This window comes from Granulicella sp. S156 (assembly GCF_009766105.1).
In the GTDB taxonomy this organism is placed as follows: Bacteria; Acidobacteriota; Terriglobia; order Terriglobales; family Acidobacteriaceae; genus Granulicella.
The window spans coordinates 579,876-602,406 of record NZ_LMUH01000026.1; the positions used below are offsets into that span (position 1 = coordinate 579,876).

General features: G+C 58.7%; 17 protein-coding genes, 1 tRNA gene and 1 pseudogene. 3 read left to right on the forward strand and 16 right to left on the reverse strand.

Annotated elements, in window-relative coordinates:
• Positions 1 to 18: 18 nt before the first annotated feature.
• The 5 genes from rpoB to GSQ91_RS23820 all read right to left on the reverse strand — a co-directional run bounded on the left by rpoB (position 19) and on the right by GSQ91_RS23820 (position 9,282).
• Positions 19 to 4,512, reverse strand: coding sequence for a DNA-directed RNA polymerase subunit beta (gene rpoB / locus GSQ91_RS23800; RefSeq protein ID WP_158824231.1), 4,494 nt, complete (start codon positions 4,510 to 4,512; stop codon positions 19 to 21).
• 752 nt (positions 4,513 to 5,264) lie between these two features.
• Positions 5,265 to 5,639 carry a 50S ribosomal protein L7/L12 gene (gene rplL / locus GSQ91_RS23805; protein ID WP_158824232.1) on the reverse strand — a complete coding sequence of 125 codons (375 nt, stop codon included), beginning with the start codon at positions 5,637 to 5,639 and terminating at the stop codon, positions 5,265 to 5,267.
• A 170-nt stretch (positions 5,640 to 5,809) separates the two neighbouring features.
• Entirely contained in the window at positions 5,810 to 6,550 is a 741-nt protein-coding gene (gene rplJ / locus GSQ91_RS23810; protein WP_158824233.1) for a 50S ribosomal protein L10, read from the reverse strand.
• Positions 6,551 to 6,639: 89 nt separating this feature from the next.
• Positions 6,640 to 7,353, reverse strand: coding sequence for a 50S ribosomal protein L1 (gene rplA, locus GSQ91_RS23815; RefSeq protein ID WP_158824234.1), 714 nt, complete (start codon positions 7,351 to 7,353; stop codon positions 6,640 to 6,642).
• 324 nt (positions 7,354 to 7,677) lie between these two features.
• Positions 7,678 to 9,282 carry a glycosyltransferase family 39 protein gene (locus GSQ91_RS23820; protein ID WP_158824235.1) on the reverse strand — a complete coding sequence of 535 codons (1,605 nt, stop codon included), beginning with the start codon at positions 9,280 to 9,282 and terminating at the stop codon, positions 7,678 to 7,680.
• Between the two features lie 141 nt (positions 9,283 to 9,423).
• Between GSQ91_RS23820 and GSQ91_RS23825 the strand changes: the two genes are divergently transcribed.
• On the forward strand, positions 9,424 to 10,191 hold the full coding sequence (locus tag GSQ91_RS23825; RefSeq protein WP_158824236.1) for a 1-acyl-sn-glycerol-3-phosphate acyltransferase: 768 nt from the start codon (positions 9,424 to 9,426) through the stop codon (positions 10,189 to 10,191).
• Between the two features lie 34 nt (positions 10,192 to 10,225).
• Here GSQ91_RS23825 and GSQ91_RS23830 read toward each other — a convergent pair whose 3' ends face one another.
• From GSQ91_RS23830 to GSQ91_RS23840, 3 genes are all read right to left on the reverse strand, one after another.
• Positions 10,226 to 12,187 carry a glycoside hydrolase family 88 protein gene (locus tag GSQ91_RS23830; protein WP_158824237.1) on the reverse strand — a complete coding sequence of 654 codons (1,962 nt, stop codon included), beginning with the start codon at positions 12,185 to 12,187 and terminating at the stop codon, positions 10,226 to 10,228.
• 73 nt (positions 12,188 to 12,260) lie between these two features.
• Positions 12,261 to 13,313: a YncE family protein gene (locus GSQ91_RS23835; RefSeq protein WP_158824238.1), complete on the reverse strand. Its 1,053-nt coding sequence runs from the start codon at positions 13,311 to 13,313 to the stop codon at positions 12,261 to 12,263.
• 197 nt (positions 13,314 to 13,510) lie between these two features.
• Complete coding sequence (locus tag GSQ91_RS23840) at positions 13,511 to 14,011, reverse strand: DUF2062 domain-containing protein (RefSeq protein WP_158824239.1); 501 nt, start codon at positions 14,009 to 14,011, stop codon at positions 13,511 to 13,513.
• 145 nt (positions 14,012 to 14,156) lie between these two features.
• On the opposite strand from GSQ91_RS23840, the gene GSQ91_RS23845 reads away from it, so the two are divergent.
• Positions 14,157 to 15,041 (forward strand): sugar phosphate isomerase/epimerase, encoded by an 885-nt coding sequence (locus GSQ91_RS23845; protein WP_158824240.1) that lies wholly within the window; start codon positions 14,157 to 14,159, stop codon positions 15,039 to 15,041.
• An 81-nt stretch (positions 15,042 to 15,122) separates the two neighbouring features.
• On the opposite strand, the gene GSQ91_RS23850 is transcribed toward GSQ91_RS23845, so the two are convergent.
• The gene (locus GSQ91_RS23850; RefSeq protein ID WP_158824241.1) at positions 15,123 to 17,210 is read right to left on the reverse strand and encodes a phosphocholine-specific phospholipase C; all 2,088 of its coding nucleotides are present in this window, start codon (positions 17,208 to 17,210) and stop codon (positions 15,123 to 15,125) included.
• Between the two features lie 273 nt (positions 17,211 to 17,483).
• Here GSQ91_RS23850 and GSQ91_RS23855 point away from each other — a divergent pair, with 273 nt between their 5' ends.
• Positions 17,484 to 18,596, forward strand: coding sequence for a radical SAM protein (locus GSQ91_RS23855; RefSeq protein ID WP_158824242.1), 1,113 nt, complete (start codon positions 17,484 to 17,486; stop codon positions 18,594 to 18,596).
• Positions 18,597 to 18,810: 214 nt separating this feature from the next.
• Here the strand turns inward: GSQ91_RS23855 and rbsK are convergent, their stop codons facing one another.
• The 7 genes and pseudogenes from rbsK to tuf form a co-directional block, all read right to left on the reverse strand.
• Positions 18,811 to 19,758, reverse strand: a complete 948-nt coding sequence (rbsK, locus tag GSQ91_RS23860; RefSeq protein WP_158824243.1) for a ribokinase — start codon at positions 19,756 to 19,758, stop codon at positions 18,811 to 18,813.
• Positions 19,759 to 19,940: 182 nt separating this feature from the next.
• Positions 19,941 to 20,378 carry a 50S ribosomal protein L11 gene (rplK, locus tag GSQ91_RS23865; RefSeq protein WP_158824244.1) on the reverse strand — a complete coding sequence of 146 codons (438 nt, stop codon included), beginning with the start codon at positions 20,376 to 20,378 and terminating at the stop codon, positions 19,941 to 19,943.
• Between the two features lie 119 nt (positions 20,379 to 20,497).
• Positions 20,498 to 21,163 (reverse strand): transcription termination/antitermination protein NusG, encoded by a 666-nt coding sequence (gene nusG / locus GSQ91_RS23870; protein ID WP_158824245.1) that lies wholly within the window; start codon positions 21,161 to 21,163, stop codon positions 20,498 to 20,500.
• A gap of 94 nt (positions 21,164 to 21,257) precedes the next feature.
• Complete coding sequence (gene secE / locus GSQ91_RS23875) at positions 21,258 to 21,521, reverse strand: preprotein translocase subunit SecE (protein ID WP_158824246.1); 264 nt, start codon at positions 21,519 to 21,521, stop codon at positions 21,258 to 21,260.
• An 82-nt stretch (positions 21,522 to 21,603) separates the two neighbouring features.
• Positions 21,604 to 21,679: transfer RNA gene (locus tag GSQ91_RS23880), tRNA-Trp, on the reverse strand.
• 82 nt (positions 21,680 to 21,761) lie between these two features.
• On the reverse strand, positions 21,762 to 21,911 hold the full coding sequence (gene rpmG / locus GSQ91_RS23885; RefSeq protein ID WP_158824247.1) for a 50S ribosomal protein L33: 150 nt from the start codon (positions 21,909 to 21,911) through the stop codon (positions 21,762 to 21,764).
• 278 nt (positions 21,912 to 22,189) lie between these two features.
• Positions 22,190 to 22,531 (reverse strand): annotated as a pseudogene (gene tuf, locus GSQ91_RS26010) (elongation factor Tu); the annotation flags it as partial.

Consider the following 22,531-nt stretch of genomic DNA (forward strand, 5'->3'; position numbering starts at 1 on the left):
ACAGCCAAAGGCGAATTGTTAGTCGGCCACTGCGAGTTCCGGCAGCGCTATGATCTCGGTGTCATCGGTGGTCTTCTTGACCAGCTCGACATCGAGGCAGAGCGACTGCAGCTCGCGGATGAGGACGTTGAACGACTCGGGCACGCCCGGTTCGATCGCCGCTTCACCCTTGACGATGGCCTCGTAGATCTTGGTACGGCCATAGACGTCATCGGACTTCGCGGTGAGCAGCTCCTGCAGGATGTAGGCGGCGCCATAGGCTTCGAGCGCCCAGACCTCCATCTCACCGAAGCGCTGTCCGCCGAACTGTGCCTTACCACCCAGCGGCTGCTGTGTGATGAGGGAGTACGGTCCGATCGAGCGAGCGTGGATCTTGTCGTCGACAAGGTGCGACAGCTTGAGCATGTAGATGTAGCCGACCGTAACGGGCTGTTCAAACTCGTCGCCTGTCATGCCGTCGAACATCGGGCTCTTGCCGGAGCTGGGGAGACCAGCCGCTGCGAGCAGCGCCTTGATCTCGCTTTCCTTCGCACCGTCGAACACTGCCGTGCCGAACCAGATACCGCGCTTCATACCGGCGGCAACGCGCATGGTCTGCTCGTCGTCGAGGTTGAGAAGCTGGTTGAGCGCCGCGGTGTCCTTGAACGCTTCCTTGAAGATCTCGCGAACCTCACCGGCCTTCTGGTGCTGTGCAGCGAGTGCGGCGACCTTTGCGCCGAGCTCGTGTGCAGCCCATCCGAGGTGCGTCTCGAGAATCTGACCGACGTTCATACGCGAAGGCACACCGAGCGGGTTCAGGACGATCTCCACAGGCGTTCCATCGGGGAGGTACGGCATGTCTTCCTCAGGGAGGATACGTGCGATAACACCCTTGTTGCCGTGGCGTCCGGCCATCTTGTCACCGACCGAAAGCTTGCGCTTCATCGCGACATAGACCTTGACCATCTTGATGACACCGGGCGAGAGTTCATCGCCCTTCTGCATCTTGCTGATCTTCTCGTTGGTGATCTTGCGCAGGACGTCGATCTGGCGCGAGGTCATCTCCTCGATCTCGTCGATCTGCTCGTTCACGCGGGGATCCTTGTCGGCGTAGCGAATACGCTTGAGGTTACGCGTGGAGATCAGCTCGATGATGTCGCGGGTCAGAATGTCGCCCTTGCTCAACAGCTTCTTGTTGGTGCGCTCGTCGTGCAGGTCGGCAAGAACTTCCTTGCTGCCAAGAATGCCTTCGAGACGCTTGAGGCGCTCGTCGGTGAGAATACGAATCTCATCGGCGAGGTTACGCTCCAGCTTCTCGACCATCTCCTGCTCGATCTGCAACGCGCGCTGGTCCTTTTCCTGCCCCTTGCGCGAGAAGATGCGAACGTCGACGACGGTGCCTTCGATACCCGGAGGGCACGTCAGCGAGGCGTCGCGAACGTCGCCGGCCTTCTCACCGAAGATGGCGCGAAGCAGCTTCTCTTCTGGAGTGAGCTGAGTCTCGCCCTTCGGCGTGACCTTGCCGACGAGGATGTCGTTATGGCCGATCTTGGCGCCGATGCGGATGATGCCCGACTCGTCCAGATCACGCAGAGCGTGCTCGGAGACGTTGGGGATATCGCGCGTGATCTCTTCCGGTCCCAGCTTCGTGTCGCGGGCTTCGATCTCGAACTCCTCGATGTGGATCGAGGTGTAGTAGTCCTCGCGGACCAGCTTTTCCGAGATGAGGATCGCGTCCTCGAAGTTGTAACCACGCCACGGCATGAAGGCCACGAGAACGTTGCGACCGAGACCAAGCTCGCCCTGCTCCGTGCACGGACCGTCTGCGATCACCTGACCCTTGAGAACGCGGTCGCCCTTGCGAACGATCGGCTTCTGGTTGATGCAGGTGTTCTGGTTGGAGCGCTTGAACTTCGTGAGCTGATAGATGTCCGAACCAACCTCACGCGAAAGCTGCGTGGGGTGATGCTCGCCTTCTACGCGCACGATGATGCGCTCGGAGTCGACCGAGTCAATGATGCCGTTACGCTTGGCCAGGATCACAGCGCCGGAGTCCCGCGCTGTAACGCCTTCCATGCCGGTGCCGACGAAAGGAGCTTCCGCAACGAGCAGGGGAACGGACTGACGCTGCATGTTCGCACCCATCAGGGCGCGGTTCGCATCGTCATGCTCGAGGAACGGAACGAGCGAGGCGGCCACCGACACGAGCTGCTTCGGCGAGACGTCGACGTAATCGACCTCAGCCTTCGGCACCAGGACGAAGTTGCCCTGCTTACGTGCGTTGACGAGGTCCTCAACGATGTTCAGTTCCGCATCGAGTTCGATGTTGGCCTGAGCGATCGTGTGACGGTCCTCTTCCCACGCCGACAGATAGAAGCTGAAAGGCTCCAGGTCCATCGTGCGCTTGCCGTTCTTCTTGAGCTCCTTGTTCTGCTTGACCGACTCGGAGATCTCGAGGAAGTCGCCCTGCCGCAGACCGGACTCGCCGGCGTTGGTGACGGCGACGTAGTCGAGTACGCGGCCATCCTTGACGCGGCGGTACGGGCTCTCAATGAAGCCGTACTCGTTGATGCGAGCAAAGCACGACAGAGAGCTAATGAGGCCGATGTTCGGACCTTCAGGGGTCTCAATCGGGCAGATACGGCCGTAGTGAGTCGGGTGAACGTCGCGGACTTCGAAGCCAGCGCGCTCACGAGACAAACCACCAGGCCCAAGGGCCGACAGGCGGCGTTTGTGCGTGATCTCGGACAGAGGATTGGTCTGATCCATGAACTGCGAGAGCTGTGACGAACCGAAGAACTCGCGGATCGCGGCCATCACAGGCTTGGCGTTGATGAGGTCGTGCGGCATCGCCGTCGACATCTCCTGGTAAACCGACATCTTTTCCTTGATCGCGCGCTCCATGCGAACCAGGCCGATGCGGAACTGGTTCTCCATAAGCTCACCGACTGCGCGGACGCGGCGGTTGCCAAGGTGATCGATGTCGTCCACTACGCCGATGTTCTTGCGCAGCTTGAGGAGGTAGCGGATCGTGCCGTAGAAGTCCTCAGGGGTGAGCGTGCGCTTGTCGAGCCCGCTCGGGTCCTGGTCCTCATACAGCTTGATGTTGAACTTCAGACGGCCGACGCGCGAGAAGTCGTACTTGCGCGGATCGAAGAACATGCCTTCGAAGAGCGCGGTCGCGGTGTCGAGCGTCGGTGGGTCGCCGGGACGCAGCTTGCGGTAAATCTCGATCAACGCCTCTTCCGGCTTGCGCACGGAGTCGCGGCGAAGAGTGTTCGAGATGATGTTGCCCACATCGTCGCGCTCGGGGAAGAAGACCTCGAACGTGGCAACGCCGGACTGAAGGATCTTGTGCAGCTTGTCAGCGGTAAGCTCGGCGTTGGCCTCGTAGAGCAGCTCGCCAGTAGCCATGTCGATGACATCGGCAGCGATCATGGCGCCGTCGAACTCGCTGGTCTCAACCTCAATTGAGGTGACCCCAGCGGCGCGCAGGTGCTTGAGCGCGGATGCGCCGATCTTCTTGCCGGAACCGACGAGCTCCTTGCCGTCCGCACCCGTGAGGGCCGAGGTCGAGCGCGTGCCGACCAGGTGGCTCGGCTTCTCTTCCGAACCAACGGTCCAGGAGAGCTTGCCTTCCTTCACATTGATCGTATCGACCGTGTAGAAGGTCTTGAGGATCTCCTCGTCCGTCCGAAGTCCTAAAGCGCGCAGGAAGATGGTGCCCAGGAACTTGCGCTTGCGATCGATACGAACGTAGAGCGTGTTCTTCTGGTCGTACTCGAACTCAACCCACGAGCCGCGGTACGGGATGATCTTGCCCAGGAAGTAGGTGCGGTTGTTCGCCGTCTCAAAGAAGACGCCGGGCGAACGATGCAACTGGCTGACGATCACACGCTCGGTGCCGTTGACGATGAAGGTGCCGTTCGCCGACATCAGAGGGATGTCTCCGAAGAAGACTTCCTGCTCCTTCATGTCGCGCAGGCTCTTGACACCTGTCTCAGGGTCCTTGTCGTAGATCTTCAGCCGGATGGTGACCTTCAGCGGAGCTGAGTAGGTCATGCCGCGCTCTTCGCACTCGGCCTGATCGTACTTCAGCTGCAAGCCGACGGGGTCGCCGCACTTGGTGCAGAAGTCAGGCGTGTTCTTGTTGTAGGTTCCGCAGAACTTGCAGAGCACGTCGCCCGGATGGAAGGGGTCGGTGATGACCATGTGGCCGCAGTTGGTGCAGGCCGTACGCAGATGGTTCAGGCCCTTGAGGTAACCGCACTTGCACTCCCAGTTGCCGATGGAGTAGTCGACAAATTCAAGCTCGGAGACGTTGCGGAAGTCGGTGATGGGAAACACGGAGGTAAAGACAGACTGGAGGCCGTTGTCCTCGCGCTCCTGGGGGAGCTTGTCCATCTGGAGGAAGCGCTCATAGCTGCGGCGCTGGACCTCGATGAGATTCGGAATCTGAATGCTGGTTGGAATCTTGGAAAAGTCGAGACGGCTGCGGATCGCGCGCATTTCGTTGTTGTTCGAATTCGACATGCTCTCTCCTGTTACTTGACTCGAGGCCTTCTGAAGCTGCCAGCACGGGGGTGACGGCCGTTCGGAAGGGAGCAGACGTGCTGTTTAGCGCGCCTGCTCAGTTGGACTCTTGGTGCGCCTATTCCGGTGTAGCCGCTCCTCGCAGCGACCACTCCTTTAGCGCATAATGCGTGGTACAAAACCCCAGCGAAGCATTCTGCGGGGTGGAAACTTGAGATGGCTCTCGCTTTTGAATTCACCTTTGAATCCACAAGCGAAAAGCTGCTACAAACGACCCACGAGCCGCCAACTAAAGCGGGCAGGCATGGGCCAGAGGGCTAACGGGCGCCGAAAACGGCGAAAACGCCCTGCGGGGCAGTGTGCCCGGAGAGCGCGAATGCGTTCCTGAGTGCTGGATTGGTACACTTGCTGTGGATTGTCGCCGCCCTTTGAGTCCTCGCCCTATCTGGACGGAGCCTCAGCAGATTGCCGCTTGTCGCACGTTTCACCCTGCGGATCCGCCGCTCGAACCGTAAGGTGGCCGGCTCCATAACCTGCTTCGCAGTGCCAGGATGAACCGGTATATAGCTATGGATTACAAGACCGCTACAACGCGTATGAACTAAATTTTGAGGTCCGCCTGCAAAAACGCTGCACACCGAGGCAGCAGCGGATATCCCCATTGAAGAGGATACCGCAATCTGCCTCGGAGTGCAAGCTGAAGCTCGCGGGCTTGCCGAAGCAAGCCCGAAATGCTTCTGGCCAAAGGACTTTTACTTGATCTCGACAGTCGCGACGCCTTCGAACTTCTTGGCGATGGCAGCCGCGTCTTCCTTCGAGACATTCTCCTTCAAGGGCTTGGGAGCGCCGTCGACCAGGTCCTTGGCTTCCTTCAAGCCAAGGGCGGTGACTTCACGCACAGCCTTGATGGTGTTGATCTTGTTCGCGCCGGCATCCTTGAGGATGACGGTGAACTCGGTCTTCTCTTCGACTGGTGCCGCTGCTGCTGCACCGCCGCCCGCAGGGGCTGCTGCAACTGCCGCTGCAGCCGAAACGCCGAGACGCTCTTCGAGCTTCTTTACCAACTCCGAAGCCTCAAGCAGGCTGAGGCTAACGATCTGATCTTCCAACTGCTGAATGTCCGCCATGATTCTCTCCGTTTACTACTAAAATTCACAAAACAAACGTTTTGTTTGATTTTTATACTGCCGATTTGCTTCTCCCAAGGCTGATGTTCTAGCTCGGGCTGCCGCAATCCCTTCGGGTTTCCGTTGCGCCCAGACTGCGCACCCGCTGGATACCACAGCAAAACTTGTGTTTAGCCTTCGGCCGATTCGCTCGAAGCCGCTTCGCCAGCCTGCGAGGCTGTGCCATTCTCCGGCTCTGCCGCACCCGAAGGCTGCTCGCCAGCCGCAGACTCCTCGACATGCGCCGCTGCCACTTCAGCCACCGGAGACTCATCAACCGCAGGAGCCTCCGCTGCCGGCGCTTCCGCGACCGGAGCAGCTTCCACTACAGGAGCCGCAGCCGGTGCGCCGAACTTGCCCTGCTCCGCGGCCATATTGACGACGACGGCGAGGTTGCGGCCAGTAGCGTTGATAACCGTTGCGAGACGCTGCGCGGGCGACTGGATAAGGAAGAGGAGCTTCGAGAAGAGCTCTTCCTTGCCAGGAAGCTTTGCGAGCGAGTCGATTTGAGCAATGTCGATCAGCTTGCCATCGACGATGCCGAGCTTAAAGGTGAACTCTGCGTTGTCCTTTACCCAGGTCGAGAGCGCCTTTGCGAGCGCAACCGGATCGCCAGAGGTATAAGCAACCGAGGACACACCCTTGAGGCCCTGCAGAGCCGCCTCAACCTTGGTGCCTTCAGCCGACTTTGCCGCCAGCTTGTTCTTGACAACATGATAGTTGCCACCCGCTGCGCGGATGATCTTACGGAGCTCGAAGTCCTTCGACGCCGTGAGCCCCTTAAAGGTGCCGATAATGGCCGAGGTCGAGCTTTCGAGCTCGGTCGCCAGCTGTTTTACTTTCTCGTTCTTCTTCGCCTTGGTCAACGCCATGGGGGAACCTAACCTTCGCTGCCGGCCCTACAAATCCGGCTCAAGTCTTATGCGCAATACACCTGCGCGGAAATCTTTATAGAGCAGCCTTACGCCTTGGTCGCAACCTCAGCCACAGCAGCCTCAAGCTCAATACCGGGGCCCATCGTAGAGCTGAGCACGATACGCTTGATGTACTTACCCTTGGCCGCTGAGGGCTTCGCCTTGACGACCGAATTGATAACGGTCAGGGCGTTGTCCTGCAGCTTCTGCGGGTCGAACGAAAGCTTGCCAACAGGCACATGAACCAGCGCCGTCTTGTCGGCGCGGAACTCAACCTTACCGGCCTTGATCTCTTTGATCGCGGCAGCGACGTCGGTGGTGACGGTGCCGGTCTTGGGGTTCGGCATCAGACCACGAGGTCCGAGCACCTTACCGAGACGGCCAACCGAACGCATCATGTCGGGCGTAGCGATGAGGGCATCGAAGTCGGTCCAGTTTTCCTTCTGGATCTTCTCGACCAGCTCTTCGCCGCCGAAGAACTCAGCGCCGGCAGCCTCAGCCTCACGAACCTTTTCGCCCGAAGCGATAACCGCGACAACCTTGGACTTGCCACCCAAACCGTGGGGGAGGATCACCGTTCCGCGGACCATCTGGTCAGCGTGGCGGGTATCGACACCAAGGCGCAGGGTCAGGTCGACGGTCTCGTCGAACTTCGCGTACTTCGCCTTCTGCAATAGAGGAATCGCATCCCCAATGGTGTACGGACGCGGCTCAACAAGGGCGCGCGCCTTCGTCAAATTCTTGGAAAGTTTCTTAGCCATTCAATCCTCGTCTCCCACCCCTACATGCTTTGTTCTGCATGGGCGTGGTCTCGACTAGTCTGCACGGGAGTACAGACAACCCTCTAAGTATGCCGGAAATTCAATCACGATGCAAGAGATGACGAGTGCCAGCAGCAGATCTAAATGAGATGGCATCAGTAAGCGTGGCAAATCGTGGCTGAATCTGATGCTCCACCTTGGCACCCAATATTGTGCGAATATCGCCCAAACAAGGATTGACAGGAATCAGCCCCCAGATTCTCGCCATCTACAGCACAAACCCCGCAACGGGCCGTGGCCTTTGGCCGAGCTTCCACCCTCTATCTACGGCAAAACACCAGGCGCTGGCGTAGCCCGATATGCCATGCCCAGCAGAAAAGGCCCTTCAGTCTGCAGCTGAAAGTGATCCGCCTGCAATTGCTTGTCGAGCCACTCATCGACTTCCACATACTTTCCATCCGTAACCAGAACACTGTGCGGCCCGGAGAGCGCACGGAACTGCTCATACGGAAGCGTATGGAACTGCGGGATAGTTTGCCCGATGTCCTGAGCGAAGTGACTAGCGGCATCGCGGTGAAGCCAACCGTATTCGAGATTCATGGAATAGAGGAGCGTAAAGCGATCGGCAGTAGCAGGCGGCAGATAGAAGTGCGCCAGTAGAAACGATTCAACGCTACGGACGTAGATAGTTTCGACGGGCAGCCCCCTTCCATCTACCAGGGCGGACGGCAGTTGGATCTGCTGGCGAAAGACTGCATACTCCCGGTGGCAGCGTTTGATTTCGCGCACGGCGAGCCCCAGAGATGCCAACAAGACGAGACCCAGTATGGCGTAGTAAGCGGGTTTACGCGTGAGCATCGGAGAGATCGCCAGCGCAACGACGATGGAGAGGCCACCCAGCGCAGGAAGCGTATAGCGCGGTTCAAAGGCATGCGTGGCAAAACGGCTGAGAAAGAAAGCGAAGACCGGCAGCAGCGTGAGCGCGATGGGGGCGGTCCATGCGGAGACAGGAGAATCAGAGACACGTGCGCGAATGACATACCACGCAGAGAGGAAGGCAGACACGCCGACCAAAAGCAGCACCGGTATCGCAATAAAAAGATTGGCCCCAACGATCGCGAGCAGCCATTCGTAGGTCGTCCAGATCACCTGAGGAGTCGGGATCTGTGCGTAGTAGTGGGCTTTGAAGGTAAGCGCCGCTCGCGAAAACGGCACGTCCAACAGAATCGTTGCGCCGCCGCAGAGTAAAGCGGCGATGACAGGCCAGTCGGGACGCCGACGCTCGAAGGTGCGAACCAACTCCGCCAGATACAGCGGCCCTAGAAGCAGCAGGCCATAATAATGGCTCGTGATCGCAAGGCCCAGCGAAACGACCAACCCTAGCAGAGAGAGGACTCGTCGCCTGAGAGGCGTCTGCTGAGTTGCCAGATACCAGCAGAGCAAGGATGAAGTCCCCGTCGCGATAAGGAGTGCATAGCTGCGCCCTTCATCGGCATAGTGCCGTGCGTAGGTAAGCGTTGGAAGCAACAGACCGATAAGTGCTGCCCGATCCCCGGCAAAAGCTCGCACGATGCAGAAGATGCAGTACTGCGCCAGCAGGAAACATAGCATCGAGGGCAGACGCTGCGCCTGGAGTGTCGGCCCCAGAACGGTCTGAAATCCATGCACGATGAGGTGAAAGGTAGGTGGCTCAAGAGAAAAGGGGTGGTGGAGTTGCGTATGCAGGATCGCCCGTACGGGTTGCGTGTCCGTGTAGTACTCCAGCAGCTCGTCGATCCAGATCCGCTTGTAGAGAGACGCCGCAAAAGCCCCCAAAAAGGTGAGCAACAGAAGCACAACCGCCGGCAGCGATGGACGCAGCGATATCTCCAGAGGCATACGAGAGGGAACGGTGTTCTTTTGTGCCGGAATAGTGGAATACTCTGCCATAACCTGCTACCTCTGTGAGATGTTCTGCAACTAACTGGGTAGGATGGTAGTTTTCCTCCCTGGGTCACATGGGTCTGCAGTCTCCCTTTTTGTGCCGCGGTTTCGGTACACTTTGCGCAGGAATAATCGAGGAACATCTTCTTGGATCTGCTTCGCAAGCTCTATCGAGCCATCAAAGTCATCGCACACTTCAGCTACGGGGCAGTAGAACTCGCGATCAAACAGCCTAAGACAAGGGCCACGCGAGCAGCCTGGCTCAGCCACTTCTGTGCACGCTTGGCGCGCTCCATGAATATCAGCCTGGATGTAGAGGGGCCGGTCCCAATGCAGAACGCGGTGATCTCCAACCATCTGACGTATGTCGACATCGTTCTTCACGCGGCGGCACGGCCATGCGTATTTGTCTCGAAGATCGAGCTGCGTTCGACCCCGCTGCTCGGCTGGATGAGCTTGATGAGCGGGACCGTATACGTCGCACGTGGCTTTGGAGGCAGCGCTGCCAAAGCCGCCGAAGGCATGGCCAAAGGCCTTCGCGATGGCCTGCCCGTGGTGTTCTTCCCCGAAGGCACGACCGGCGTCGGCGATGAGCCCACACTTCCCTTTCGCAGCGGTCTGATTGCACAGACACTGGAGGCCGATGTTCCGATCATCGCGGCGTTTATCAGCTATGAGCTTTCGCCGAGGGATGTAGCGTCAGGCAAGACGCTGCGTAACGACGTTCATTGGGGGCCACAGTCGCTGCCTGCACACATATGGAACTTCCTCGGGCTGCATGAGTTGAAGGCGACCATTCGGTTTGCCGAGTCGCCTATCGCGTTTTCCAAAGAGGCGATCGAGCATAGAAAGATTGCGGCGGTTGAGGCACAGGAAGCTGTAGTGGCTCTAAAGGAAGCTTCACAGTTAGTGTGATGACGTCCTTTCAATCATCCCCATACATTGTGATCTAGCGCGCGACCGCCTGGCCTACGATCCAATGCACCAGTTCCTGACCGGCAGCGAAGTTCTGCTCGCCCAGCGGGCTTTTGCGTCCGTCCGTGTACTCGTTGTAAACCCATGGATCAGTATTGGCATAGACCAGGCCTTTGCCTGTGTGCGACACCGCCATAACGACATCGCCCTTATCGACCAACACCGGCTTCGCCGCCCCGGAGACAGTGATCGTGCAGATCTCCTTTTCCAGGGCTTTGTAGCTTTCATGGAAGATGCCGCCCGTGCCCGCCGGTATCTGCACCAGCGTGGTGGAATAGTCACTCCCAATCTCTTGGTTGCGATCGACCGCGTTGTAGTGAATACCGAAGCGCTCACTGAGGATGTTGAAGTGCGCGAACTCCGAGTGGTCGCTGTCGTTCTCCATCAGCATGAGCACACCACCGGACTTGACCCAGGCTTCGATCGCATCGGCGCTCTCCTTGTCCATATAGTGCGGATTCGGGTTGAGCAGAGGGATATCGGGTGAGGGGATGACGTAGACCGAGACACCCTTAAGATCCGCTGCGCGCGGCGCATGGTCGAGCAGCTCGAGTCGCATGCCGTACTGCGAAAACATGTGGCCCAGGAACGAGTAACCGCTGTTGGCGTCGTCAAAGAATTTGTAGTGGAACAACTCCATATGCCCATCGGCAACCTTGCGCTGCTGGGAGTTGAACCAGGCGTCCACCAGGACGGTCTTGCCGCGTGCCTTGCTGAAGAGGTCCCCAGCACGTTCGCGCTGGGTGATCTCGCTAAGTGCCAGCAAATAAGCGCCGACACCTTTGGCATCGTTGTCGCCCACTGGCTCGCCGATGTAATAGTCGTACGTACCGCTGCGATATGGATTTCCACCGAGACCAGCGACCTTCACCGTCCCCGTGAATGTTCCATCGGGCTTGACGAAGTGCGACTGAATGCCTGCCCATCCGCGCTTCACATTGGCCTCATAGCCCAGCGGCAGAACGTCCATGCGTATTCCTTTGGCGAGAGCGTAGACAAACATGCAGCTCGCCGAAGCTTCCAGATAGTTGCCCTTGGCCCCGCCCTTATCCATCACCTGCCACCACAGTCCGGTCGCAGGGTCCTGATAGCGTGCGGCAGTAGTCAGCACGCGGCGCGTAAGGCCTTCGATGGCAGCCCTCTGCGGGTCGCTAGCCGGCATGCGATCCAGCACATCGACGAGTGCCATCGCATACCAGCCCATCGCCCGCGCCCACACCTCGGGACTAAGCCCGGTTTGCTTGTTGGCCCAGTCCATCTTCTTCGACTCATCCCAGCCATGGCGCAGAAGCCCGGTCTGGCGATCGCGCATGTGTTCATCCATCAGGAGAAGCTGTTCGGCCACGCCGTCCATCTCGAGCGGACGATCGAAGGTACGAGCGTAACTGGCGAGAAACGGCTCGGCCATATAGGCGCCGTCGAGCCACATCTGATCGGGATAGATCTGCTTGTGCCAGTAGCCGCCGCTCGCGTTTTTGGGCTGCTGCTGCATCTGGTCGTGCAGAAACTTTGCGGCGAGGTAGTACTTCGGCTGCTGCAGTACGCGATACAGCAGGATCGCACTGCGGCCCATCTCGATGTCATCCATCGAATGCGCATCGGAGGGGAACGACGCACCCTCGTCGAGGTGAATGATGCCGTCCTTGTCCACCGAGCGGTCGACGGCGGCCTTTATGTAGTTGAAGAGTCTGCCGTCACCGGTCACGCGCCATTCGGCGGCGATGCCATCAAGCAGCACACCCTGCTCATAGCCCCACTCTCCCGGATGCTTGACGGTTGCGATGCGGCCCTCGGGCCACTCACGCAGTACGCGTTCGACGACGGGATTCGTTGCCCCATCCTTCGCCGGCGTGGAGCTGGTCTGGGCCTGCGTGCAGACTGCACTCGTCAGCAGAAGAACTCCGGCCAACACACATCGCTTCGATACAAACCGCATGAACTCACCTCAACGCTCACCAGCATACCCGAGCGAAAGTACCAAAAGGAAAGCCTGCGGGCACGATGAAGGATCACGGCTGTTTTTCGCGCAGGACCATCAGTTCATTGGAACTGAAGATCGTGAGATAGAGCGTCGTTCCGTCTGGAGAGACGGTAATATTGCGCGGGAACTCTCCAGTCTTGATCTTCTGCTTCAGCAGAGGCTTGGCTCCATCCGACAAATCAAAGAGCGTCGCATTGCCGGAGCCCCCGGAAAAGCGATTTGAGTTTGCCACCAGCAGCGATTTGCCCCCATTGAAAACCCTGAGGCCGACTGGAGCCTCGCCGCTCGTTGGAATGGCTCTTAGGAACGCATGGCTGCGATCCGTCTCCAGTGCTTTCGTGTCGAACACGAGGACGCGATTGTCGCCCCTTGCCGTGACGTACAGGGTTGCCCCATCGGGCGACACGGACTCTCGCACAGGAGAGCACCCAGCATCCTCCGCAGCGACAACGGACGCGCGAATCTCCTGTGGCGTCGATGCTGAGGTAAGCGCTGTCGCCTTTGCTACGTCGATCACGTACAACGCGCCATTCGGCATAGCCCGGTCAGCCCTGCCTTGAACGCAACCTTCCCGTTCCAGCTCCGGTACGCCATGCCCTGCCAGCAGTTGAGCGACATCCGGCCGAACGACCTCTCCGACGGCATAGACCCGCAGGCCATCCGGTGAAATCGCAACACCCGGCGTAGCGTTCGGCGTTCGGATGTGGGCCAACGGCTCCGGGTCAATATCTCCGGCATCGCCCCGATGCAATGCAATGACTCCAAGGTTGCCGCCGTCGCCATATTCATTGGCAACGAAGAGAAACTGACCATCGGGAGTCGCTGCAAGATATCCCGAACCCGGTCGATCTCCCTGCGGCACCACCCTTACCTTCGCTTTGCCGTGCAGGACTTCGTCCAGAGGAAGAAACGCGACACCAGCGTCCGATAGCCCCACAGCCAGAGTACGAGTATGCGGCAGCAGAACAATGCCCTGCGCCCCTACTGGACCCAATGGTTGAAACGCCACGTGCTCCAGTTTGCTGCCCGTGTCGTGAAATATCTCGATACCGGAAGATTGCGCAGGGGCCCTGGCCTTCATCGACGGTCACCAGCACATACTGACCGTCCGGCGTCCCCAAGGCCTCGGTCGGACGACCTGAGGTTGCATACGTCCGTGTCTCCAGGGTCTGCGCAGAGGTCGCTACGGATATCGCTGCAAATACCGCTAACGCGATGTTTCTCATCCGGCCAATGTACACGCCGCGAAATAACTTTTCGTAATATTTACGGAGAGCCTTACTTCTCCATCACCGGCTCGTCATGCAGCTTCGCAAGCATACGCTCCAGAATGGGCCTCAACGCTAGTTGCAGCAGTGGAGCGGCGATCATTGCGAACCCCAGCCAGACGATAAGCGCATGCCACTCCCAGCGCCACAGGAGACGCGTCGTATCCCAGGGATGCCGTTTAATAGCTCGGAACAAAGCCTCGCGCTCAAGGGGAAGCCCGGGCGAATGAAACAACGCTATTCCCACCCGCAGAAATACCGGAAACAACAGCAGCTCCAGAGGATAGACAAGATGGTTGCCGAGCTGCGACGCCACCAGGTTCAGCCGAAACGCTGACGCTATCGCCAACACGAGCACCGTAGTCGAGCCAAGCAGTGGGTTGATGCCGATGACGACGCCGATCGCAATCGACCATGCCAGCCGCCGCGGAGTCATCCCGATGCGCAACAGTTGCACCATGGGCTCGACCACACGCCGCCGGATAAAACCCGGCTGCTCTACTTTTGCCATTCTCGATCGACTCCGTCCCGCATACAGCGCACCTGTTCAGGAATACCACGCGCCTCCCCTGCTTCTGACTTGCTATCCTACTCATCCGCTTGACCATGGAAGGGGCAGTAGACGACCGCAGAAGAACTCGCGTAGGATTTCCGGCATGAAGAACAGCCCTTCTCTTTCGAATCGCCGTACGTTTCTACGCTCTGGTGCTGCCATCGCCGCTGCCGGCTGTCTGCCAACAGGCGCAGCCTTTGCGCTTGCCGCTCCAACCGCAGCCCCCGACAAACCGTCACCCATCCGGCTCGGACTTACGAGCTACACCTTCCGCACATTGACTCGCGCGCAGCTGATCGCCGCCATGAAAACCCTGAAGCTGACGCTGCTGAACTGCAAGGACGCCAAAGACCATCTGCCGATGTCCTCTCTTGACGAGGAAAAGGCAGCGCTTGCCGACTATGCTGCTGCGGGCATTACGGTGACGGCCGTCGGCGCAGTCTACTTCAGAGAGGACACCGACGAGGCCTTCCGCAAGAACTTCGAATACGCGAAAGCAGCCGGTGTGAAGGTCATTGTGGCCGGCGACCCAGCCCCGACAGCTCTGCCCAGGCTCGAGAAATTCGTGAAAGAGTACGACATCCGGATTGCCATTCACAACCATGGCCCGGAAGACAAACTGTGGCCTTCGCCGCTGACCGTGCTGGACGCCGTGAAAAACCTGGACCCTCGCATCGGATGCTGCATCGATGTGGGACACACGATGCGAGCAGGAACAGATGTTGTCGCGGCTATCCACAAGGTTGGGCCACGCCTGTTCGATGTGCACATGAAAGATCTGGCTCAAGCGGATGCAAAAGACAGCCAGGTCGCAGTAGGTGAAGGCATTATGCCGGTGCGCGGAATCTTCCAGGCGCTCATCGACATTAAATATCCCGGCAACGTCGATCTTGAGTACGAGATCTTTCCCGACAACCCCATACCCGGCGCCACCGAAAGCTTTGCGTATATGCGCGGTGTTCTGGCCGGGATGGGATATAAAGCCTAGAGTATTTCTGCTCCAGAAAAAACCGGCCTTCAGCGAATCTCGCTGAAGGCCGGTTTGCAGTTCGACAAATGCGTGCTTCGACTAGCTCTTCGCAACCGCCGCAATTGCTGGATCGGTCACACTGTCCTTCCCGGTTTCGAGATGACCCGCGATGCGCTGCTCGAAGCTGGAGTCGGTATCGACCTGAATGACAAAGTCGTACCAGCCAAAGCTTTCGACCAGCAGCCAGGTTTTGGTCAGGCTCTGCCCGTGCTCAAAGCGTTGCGAATGGGTCTCCCCGGTATAGACGTTCTGAACGCTCAGCTTGCAGGCCTCTCCGTGGTTATGGAAAGACAGCGTGATTGCGTTGAAAGCCTTGTCAAAGCCGCTCCGGATATCGAAGTTCGCCTTGTCGCTACCGGAGACGCTGCCTTTGAAGCTGCGCTCAAAACCATTCGGGCCGTATACCGAAAGATCGTAAGCACTCTGTCCGTTTGCCGTGATCGGCCAGGTATCGGAGACTTTGTTTTCTCCGCCCACTGTGTAGGTCCAGGGGCCGGTCTGGGTGTTCCCGGAGCGCACCTGAAAGACAACAGCGGACTGGCTCGCGCTTTCGAAGAAGAGCTCAACCGAACCGCTGGCAGAATCCACCACAGCGTGGCTATTCGCCTCGTACGGAACCGCGCGTGCCGGACGTGTCCCCGGCTCTTGCACCGGTAGAGCCTGCTCTGTGGGCGGAGTGGGCACGTAGTCCGGATGGCGTTGATCGTCTGGCGGAAGATACGCAACCGTGCTCGGCAACGGCACCGTGGCATCGTTCGGCGTCTTGAAGTTGAAGACTGAGGTAAGGTCGCCGGCAACCGCTCTCCTCCACGGCGTGATGTTCGACTCCTGCAGACCGGGATACTGTGCGCCGAAACGCTGCTCGATGAAGCGGATGATCGACGTGTGATCGAACAACTCCGAGTTGACCCAGCCGCCTTTGCTCCAGGGAGAGATAACTGTCATCGGAACGCGCATACCCATGCCATAGGGGCCAGCAGGATACTCGGAGTTGCCTTCAAAGACCTCGTTGGCGATGCTGATCGTCGAGAGACCCTGCGTCTGCGTGGCCGGAACCGTCGGCGGCACAGCGTGATCGAAGAACCCGTCATTTTCGTCAAACGTCAGGAAGAAGGCCGTCTTGCTCCACACCTCTGGATTCGCCGTCAGGGCATCCAGGATCTGTGAGATGTACCACGCACCATAGTTCGCCGGCCAGTTCGGATGCTCCGTGTAGGCTTCGGGGGCAACAATCCACGAGACCTGCGGCAGTTTCCCGCTGACAACATCGCTCTTGAACGTATCGAATAACGTGCCCGACACCGAGATATCTGTGCCCGTCTTCGCCCCGTTCGCCAGCGGGCTACCCGCCGCCGCATTCTGATACTGATGGAAGTAGAGCAGCGAGTTGTCGCCGTAGTTGCCAATGTAAGCGTCATCGGTATAGCCCCAGGACTGAGCAGCCGTTAACCCCAGGCCTGCGTCCTGATAGATCTTCCAGGACACGCCAGCCTGTTGCAGGCGTTCCGGAAAGGTCGACCAGCCATACCCGGCCTCGGCATTATCAATGACCGGACCGCCGCCCGAGCCATCGTTGCCCACCCAGCCCGTCCACATGTAATAGCGGTTGGGATCGGTCGGCCCCAGCAGCGAGCAGTGATAGGCATCGCAGATCGTGAACGCATCGGCCAGGGCGTAGTGAAACGGAATATCGCTTCTATTCAGATGCGCCATGGTGGTGGTGCCCTTCTGCGGCACCCACTGGTCGTTATTGCCGTCGTTCCAGGCTGCATGGGTCGTCGTCCAGTCATGCGCCAGATCCTGCAGGAACTGCAACCCAAGATTTGGGGCGCCGGGATGGAACGGCAACACATACCCCGTGTCATGCGGCTGATACCATACCTGTTTGCCGGAAGGGAGCCTGACAGCTCGTGGATCGCCATATCCCCGCACGCCGCGCAGTGTGCCGAAGTAGTGATCGAAGGAACGGTTCTCCTGCATCAGGATCACGATGTGCTCTACATCATTGATCGTGCCGGTACTGTGATTGGCTGGAATCTCCAGCGCTCGGGCAATGCTTGCCGGAAAAGCTGCGGAAAGAGCTCCTGTGCTCAGTAGCTGGAGGAAGGCGCGGCGGTCAAGAGACATGTCAATAAAACCCCATTAGGAAAGTCTGTGGCACATACGTTTCCAGACCATAAGCCCGGTTTATTGCGGAGGCGTGACGATTGCGTTGCAATTCTGCAACCGAGAGGTCCGCGATAGCCAATCGGAAAATCATCGCCAGCCACCCAGGAAATCCAATAGCCAATCAAGAAGTCATCGATTGCCCCTTTGGATCATACGTCGTTCGGTAGACCTCAATCTCTCTCTTGACGAGTTCGCTCCGGGAGCATAATCTCGTCCTCAAGAGGCGAATAAATGGCGAAACTAAAGAACCAGAGCTCCGCCGAACTTTTTCCTATCCTGCCGCACGCTCCGGTGGGCATGGCCCGCTTGGCGGCCGAGGCCGAGCACGCCGACGATGGCCACCTGATTGAATTCAAAGCCATGCACGCGCGATCGATCCTGAACCGATCCACCTCCAAGCGGCTGGACTGGATAAGTTACTCGATCAATCCGTACCGTGGCTGTGAATTCGGCTGCAAGTACTGCTATGCCCGCTACACCCATGAGTTTCTGCAGCCTTCGCCCGTAGCCCAGGTTGAGCCCGGAACCTATGACGTTCCGCAACAGCCCTGGGCATTGGCATTCGAGCGCGAGATTTATCTGAAGGAGAACGCCGCGTGGCTGCTCGAACAGGAGCTCCGCCACGTAGACCCCAACGAAGCAATCGCCCTGGGAACAGCGACGGATCCCTATCAGCCGATCGAACGTCGCATGGGCATCACGCGGAGTCTGCTGGAGGTCTTTGCCAAACGTGAGGGCCATCATCTGAGCATCGTGACGAAGTCGACGCTGATCGAACGCGATGTCGATCTGCTCCATGAGATCGCGCAGCGCAACACGCTCACCGTTCACCTGACCATTACAACCACCGACGCTGCGCTGGCGAGAATGCTGGAGCCGCGTGCGCCACGGCCCGATCTGCGCTTCGAAGCCGTCCGCAAACTGCGCGAGGCTGGTATCAAGACAGGCGTGCTGTGCTCTCCCCTGCTGCCAGGAATCAACGACGGCGAACTCTCGGTAGATGCCGTGGCCAAACGCGCTGCTGAGGCCGGAGCGAGCTTCCTCGGAGCCGGTCCTCTATTTCTGAAAGCGTGTTCTCGGCCAACCTATCTGAACTTCGTTCGCGAACACTTCCCTCACCTGTCCGCCGACTACGATCGCCGCTTTGCGACAGTGGACTTCGCCGCCGCACCCTATCGGCGTCAACTTGCGCAGATGGTGAAACGCGTCTGTGAGAGACATGGGCTAGGAAAACGCTCCATCGAAGAACTGCCGGAACAGGATGCAGAGGCGTCAGAAACTTCGTCCCGCAAAGCTCCTGAGGCTGTTCACGTTGTCGAGTTGCAACAACAGCTCTTTGCCTGAGAACCTGCACAAAAGCATTTTTGCTTTTCCGTCGTCATCCTGAGCCGTAGGCGAAGGCCCCCCGCATCAGTGCTGCCACAAATGCAAAGCAGGACAGAACCGCGTTTGTGGCGCGCTTTGCGTCTGTGCGGCCCCCAATGCGGGGGCCTTCAGCTTCGCTTCAGGATGACGGCGAAAAAACAAACAACGACAACAAGACCTCAAGAGAGATCGATCAAACGATGCGAGTGAGCAACTTGTCGATCTCATGCCTGTGCGGCATCGAAGGCGCCGTGCCTGCTCGCGTCACCGAGATCCCCGCAGTCGCGCAGCCAAAACGTACGGCATCGAGCAGAGGCTGGCCTTCGGCGAGCGCTGTAGCAAAGCCTCCACAGAAGGCATCCCCTGCGCCCGTCGTTTCGAGCACAGGACCTGCGTCGAATGCGGGAACAACCGTCATCCTGCCATCGCTTGTAGCCACCAACGCTCCTCGTGCGCCGAGCGTGAGAATCACGTTACGCGCTCCGCTCGCTAGCAGCGCCGCAGCCGCCAGCTTAGCCTGCTCGACGGTCTCTACAGGCATCCCCGTGAGCAACGCAGCCTCGGTTTCGTTGGGAGTGAGATAGTCGGCCAGCGCAATCAGAGATGCTGGCAGCGGAGTCGCAGGTGCAGGCGCTGGATTCAGAATGGTGGGCACCCCGGCGTTGCGAGCGATCTGCAATCCGCGCTCGACTGTATCGAGCGGAAGCTCGAGCTGTGTGAGGAAGACGCTGGCCGCACCGATCTCCGCGGCGGCGGCATCGACCTCGGCAGGCGTAAGCGTAAAGCAGGCCCCCGGTACAACGATAATGGCGTTCTCGCCCTTCGCGGCGTCGATGAGAATAGCCGCGGCTCCAGTCGCCGCTGTACACGTGGTGACGAGTGAGGCATCGATGCCGGCAGCCTTCCAGGTATCCCGCGCCAACGTGCCGAACGCATCGTCGCCGACTCGCGACATGAACTGCACCTTCACGTTCGAACCCGCAAGAGCGCGTGCAGCAGCAACGGCCTGGTTCGAGCCCTTGCCACCGGGCCCCAGTGCGAAGGTCTCTCCCATAAGCGTCTCGCCCCACGCGGGAAGGCGGGTCATGCGAAACGCAACATCCGCGACGAAGCTGCCAAGTACAAGAACGTTATTGCTCATTCGTCAATCGACTTTCTTTGGAATTTATCTCGAGCATCGGTTCATACAAGCGATTGCTCAATATACAGAAAGCCTGCAAGCCCTGGCAGCAGGTACAGATACTCGAATACTGTTCGAATGCAGCAAAAGCAAGAGGCCACGGGATTCATCCCGTGGCCTCTTGCGGAGTGATCGGTGAAATCTTACGCGACGACGTCGATGCCCATCGAACGCGCGGTGCCGCGGATAGTCTTGGCAGCTGCCTCAACCGTATTCGCGTTCATGTCCGGCATCTTAGCCTTGGCAATCTCGAGAATCTGCTTCTCGGTGACTTTGCCCTTCTTTTCCTTGTTGGGCGTGCCCGAACCCTTATCGATGCCCGCAGCCTTGAGCAGCAACACCGGCGCCGGAGGCGTCTTGGTGATGAAGCTGAACGTACGGTCGGCATACACGGTGATGACGACGGGAACGGTCATACCGGTAACGTTGGGGTCCTTGCTGGTGCGCTCGTTGAACTGCTTGCAGAACTCCATGATGTTGACCTGCGCCTGACCAAGCGCGGGGCCGACTGGGGGAGCCGGAGTTGCTTTGCCGGCAGTGATCTGGAGCTTGACGTAGCCTGTAATTTTCTTCGGTGCCATGTTCGTAATCCTTCTAAATGTTGCGTGTAACCACGCATGATTTTGTGCTGCGGGGAGTTAGAAGGTCCGGTGAAGCGGCCGGGCTGCGACTCCCAAAACTCTACTGCAAAACTTGTGAACTACTCTTCCGACTTCTCAACGTTCGAGAAGGAAACCTCGGTCGGCGTCGGGCGTCCGAAGATGCTGACCATGACCTTGAGCGTCTGCTTGTCTTCGTTGACGTCGTCGACTGCGCCGTTGAAGTTCGCGAACGGGCCTTCGGTGATGCGTACCTGCTCGCCCTTGGCAAACTTGAGCTTGAGCTTGGGCTTCTCCTTGGTCACGTCGGAGCGATTCAGCATCGCGTTGACTTCGGCCTCAGAGAGCGCATTGGGCTGGTCGCCCGTCTGCAAAAATCCAGTGACGCGCGGCGTGTTCTTCACCACATGCCAGAGATCGTTGTCGAGAGCCATCTCGACGAAGACATAGCCGGGAAGGAAGACACGGTCGATGGTGTACTTCTTGCCGTTGCGCAGCTCGGTCGTCGGCTCGGTCGGAATCTCGATGCGGCCGACGCGGTCTTCGAGGTGGTAGGCGGCGACGCGGCTCTGCAGCGACTCCTTCACCTTGCGCTCAAAGCCAGAGTAGGCGTGGATGATGTACCACTTGAAGTTCTCGTTCACCGCAGGCGCAGCAGCTTCCGTCTCGGCCGCAGGTGCAGCTGCTTCGAGGTTCTGCTCGACGTTCTGTTCGTCCGGGTTGACTTGCTCGGCGGTTTGCTCGCCAGTGCTCAACTCTTCTGCCATTGCTGTGCCTTCTTCGCGCATCTATAAATTGCCTGGTATTCCCTGGTGTTGCGACCCGCAGACCTCCGCGGGCGAAATGTCTTGACCGTACCGCTTAGTGCTTGGTGAGGTGAAGGAAGAGCTGATCGATACCCTTGCCGAAGATCACGTCTACGAACTCAAAGTACGCGGCAAAGATAAAGACCGTGGCGATCACGACGATCGTGGTCGTCTGAACCTCGGAACGCGTGGGAGTGACAACCTTGTGCATCTCCTGGCGAACATCCTTGAGAAAGGCGATGAGGCGCTCGGGACCGGAAGCTATCCGCTGAATACCGGGGTTCGTTTCGTTCGTTTCAACTACCGCTGCTTTTGACATTGGTGCTCGCCCTGAACCTTGGTGCATCGCGTTGCGGTGCAAAGTTTGATACTGCTCCGGCTTCAAATTGCCGGGATGATGATGGCAGGGGCGCTCGGATTCGAACCGAGAAGTTCGGTTTTGGAGACCGACAGTTTAACCGTTGAGCTTACGCCCCTGTATTGCGGCAATCGCTTGTGGCGAGCACCGCGACTGTTCCGTCCAAACATTGCGCAAAGCGCTCCGCCTGGACGGCCAGTCCTACTTCGTTTCCTTATGATCCGTGTGCTTGCGGCACGTATTGCAAAACTTGGAGAACTCAAGGCGACCGGTCGTCGTCTTCTTGTTCTTGGTCGTGGAGTAGTTCCGGTTCTTGCAGACCGGGCATTGAAGGGTGATAATTTCGCGCATTTTCGAGTTCTCCTAGTTTGGCCAACCACTTCGGTTGGCAAGCAGCCATCACTCATTCAAGTGACACGCCGCGACGCAGGGCTTATGGGCCCCTGCTGCCCTATTCCTGAAATTGTGGTGCGGGATCAGAGCGGTCAGGCGCACGCTCTTCCTCATCTATTATCCACGAAAAGCCCGTAGAGCGGAAGAGGGCCGCCACTAAACCGGCAGCCCTCCGCGCTTTTGCTTTTCTTTCTGTCATTCCCGCAGGCAATCTGCTTCCCTGCGGGCGACAGAAGCTACTTGATGATCTCGGAGATGGTACCGGCGCCTACAGTGCGACCACCCTCGCGGATGGCGAAGCGCAGGCCCTTCTCCATGGCCACCGGGGTGTGCAGCGTGATCTCGAGCGAGATGTTATCGCCAGGCATCACCATCTCTGTACCCTCGGGCAGCTTTGCCGAGCCCGTTACGTCCGTGGTGCGGAAGTAGAACTGGGGACGGTAGCCGTTGAAGAACGGAGTATGACGTCCGCCCTCTTCCTTGCTCAACACGTACACCTCGCCCTTGAACACCGTGTGCGGCGTGATCGATCCCGGCTTCGCCAGAACCATGCCGCGCTCCACGTCTTCCTTCGCGAT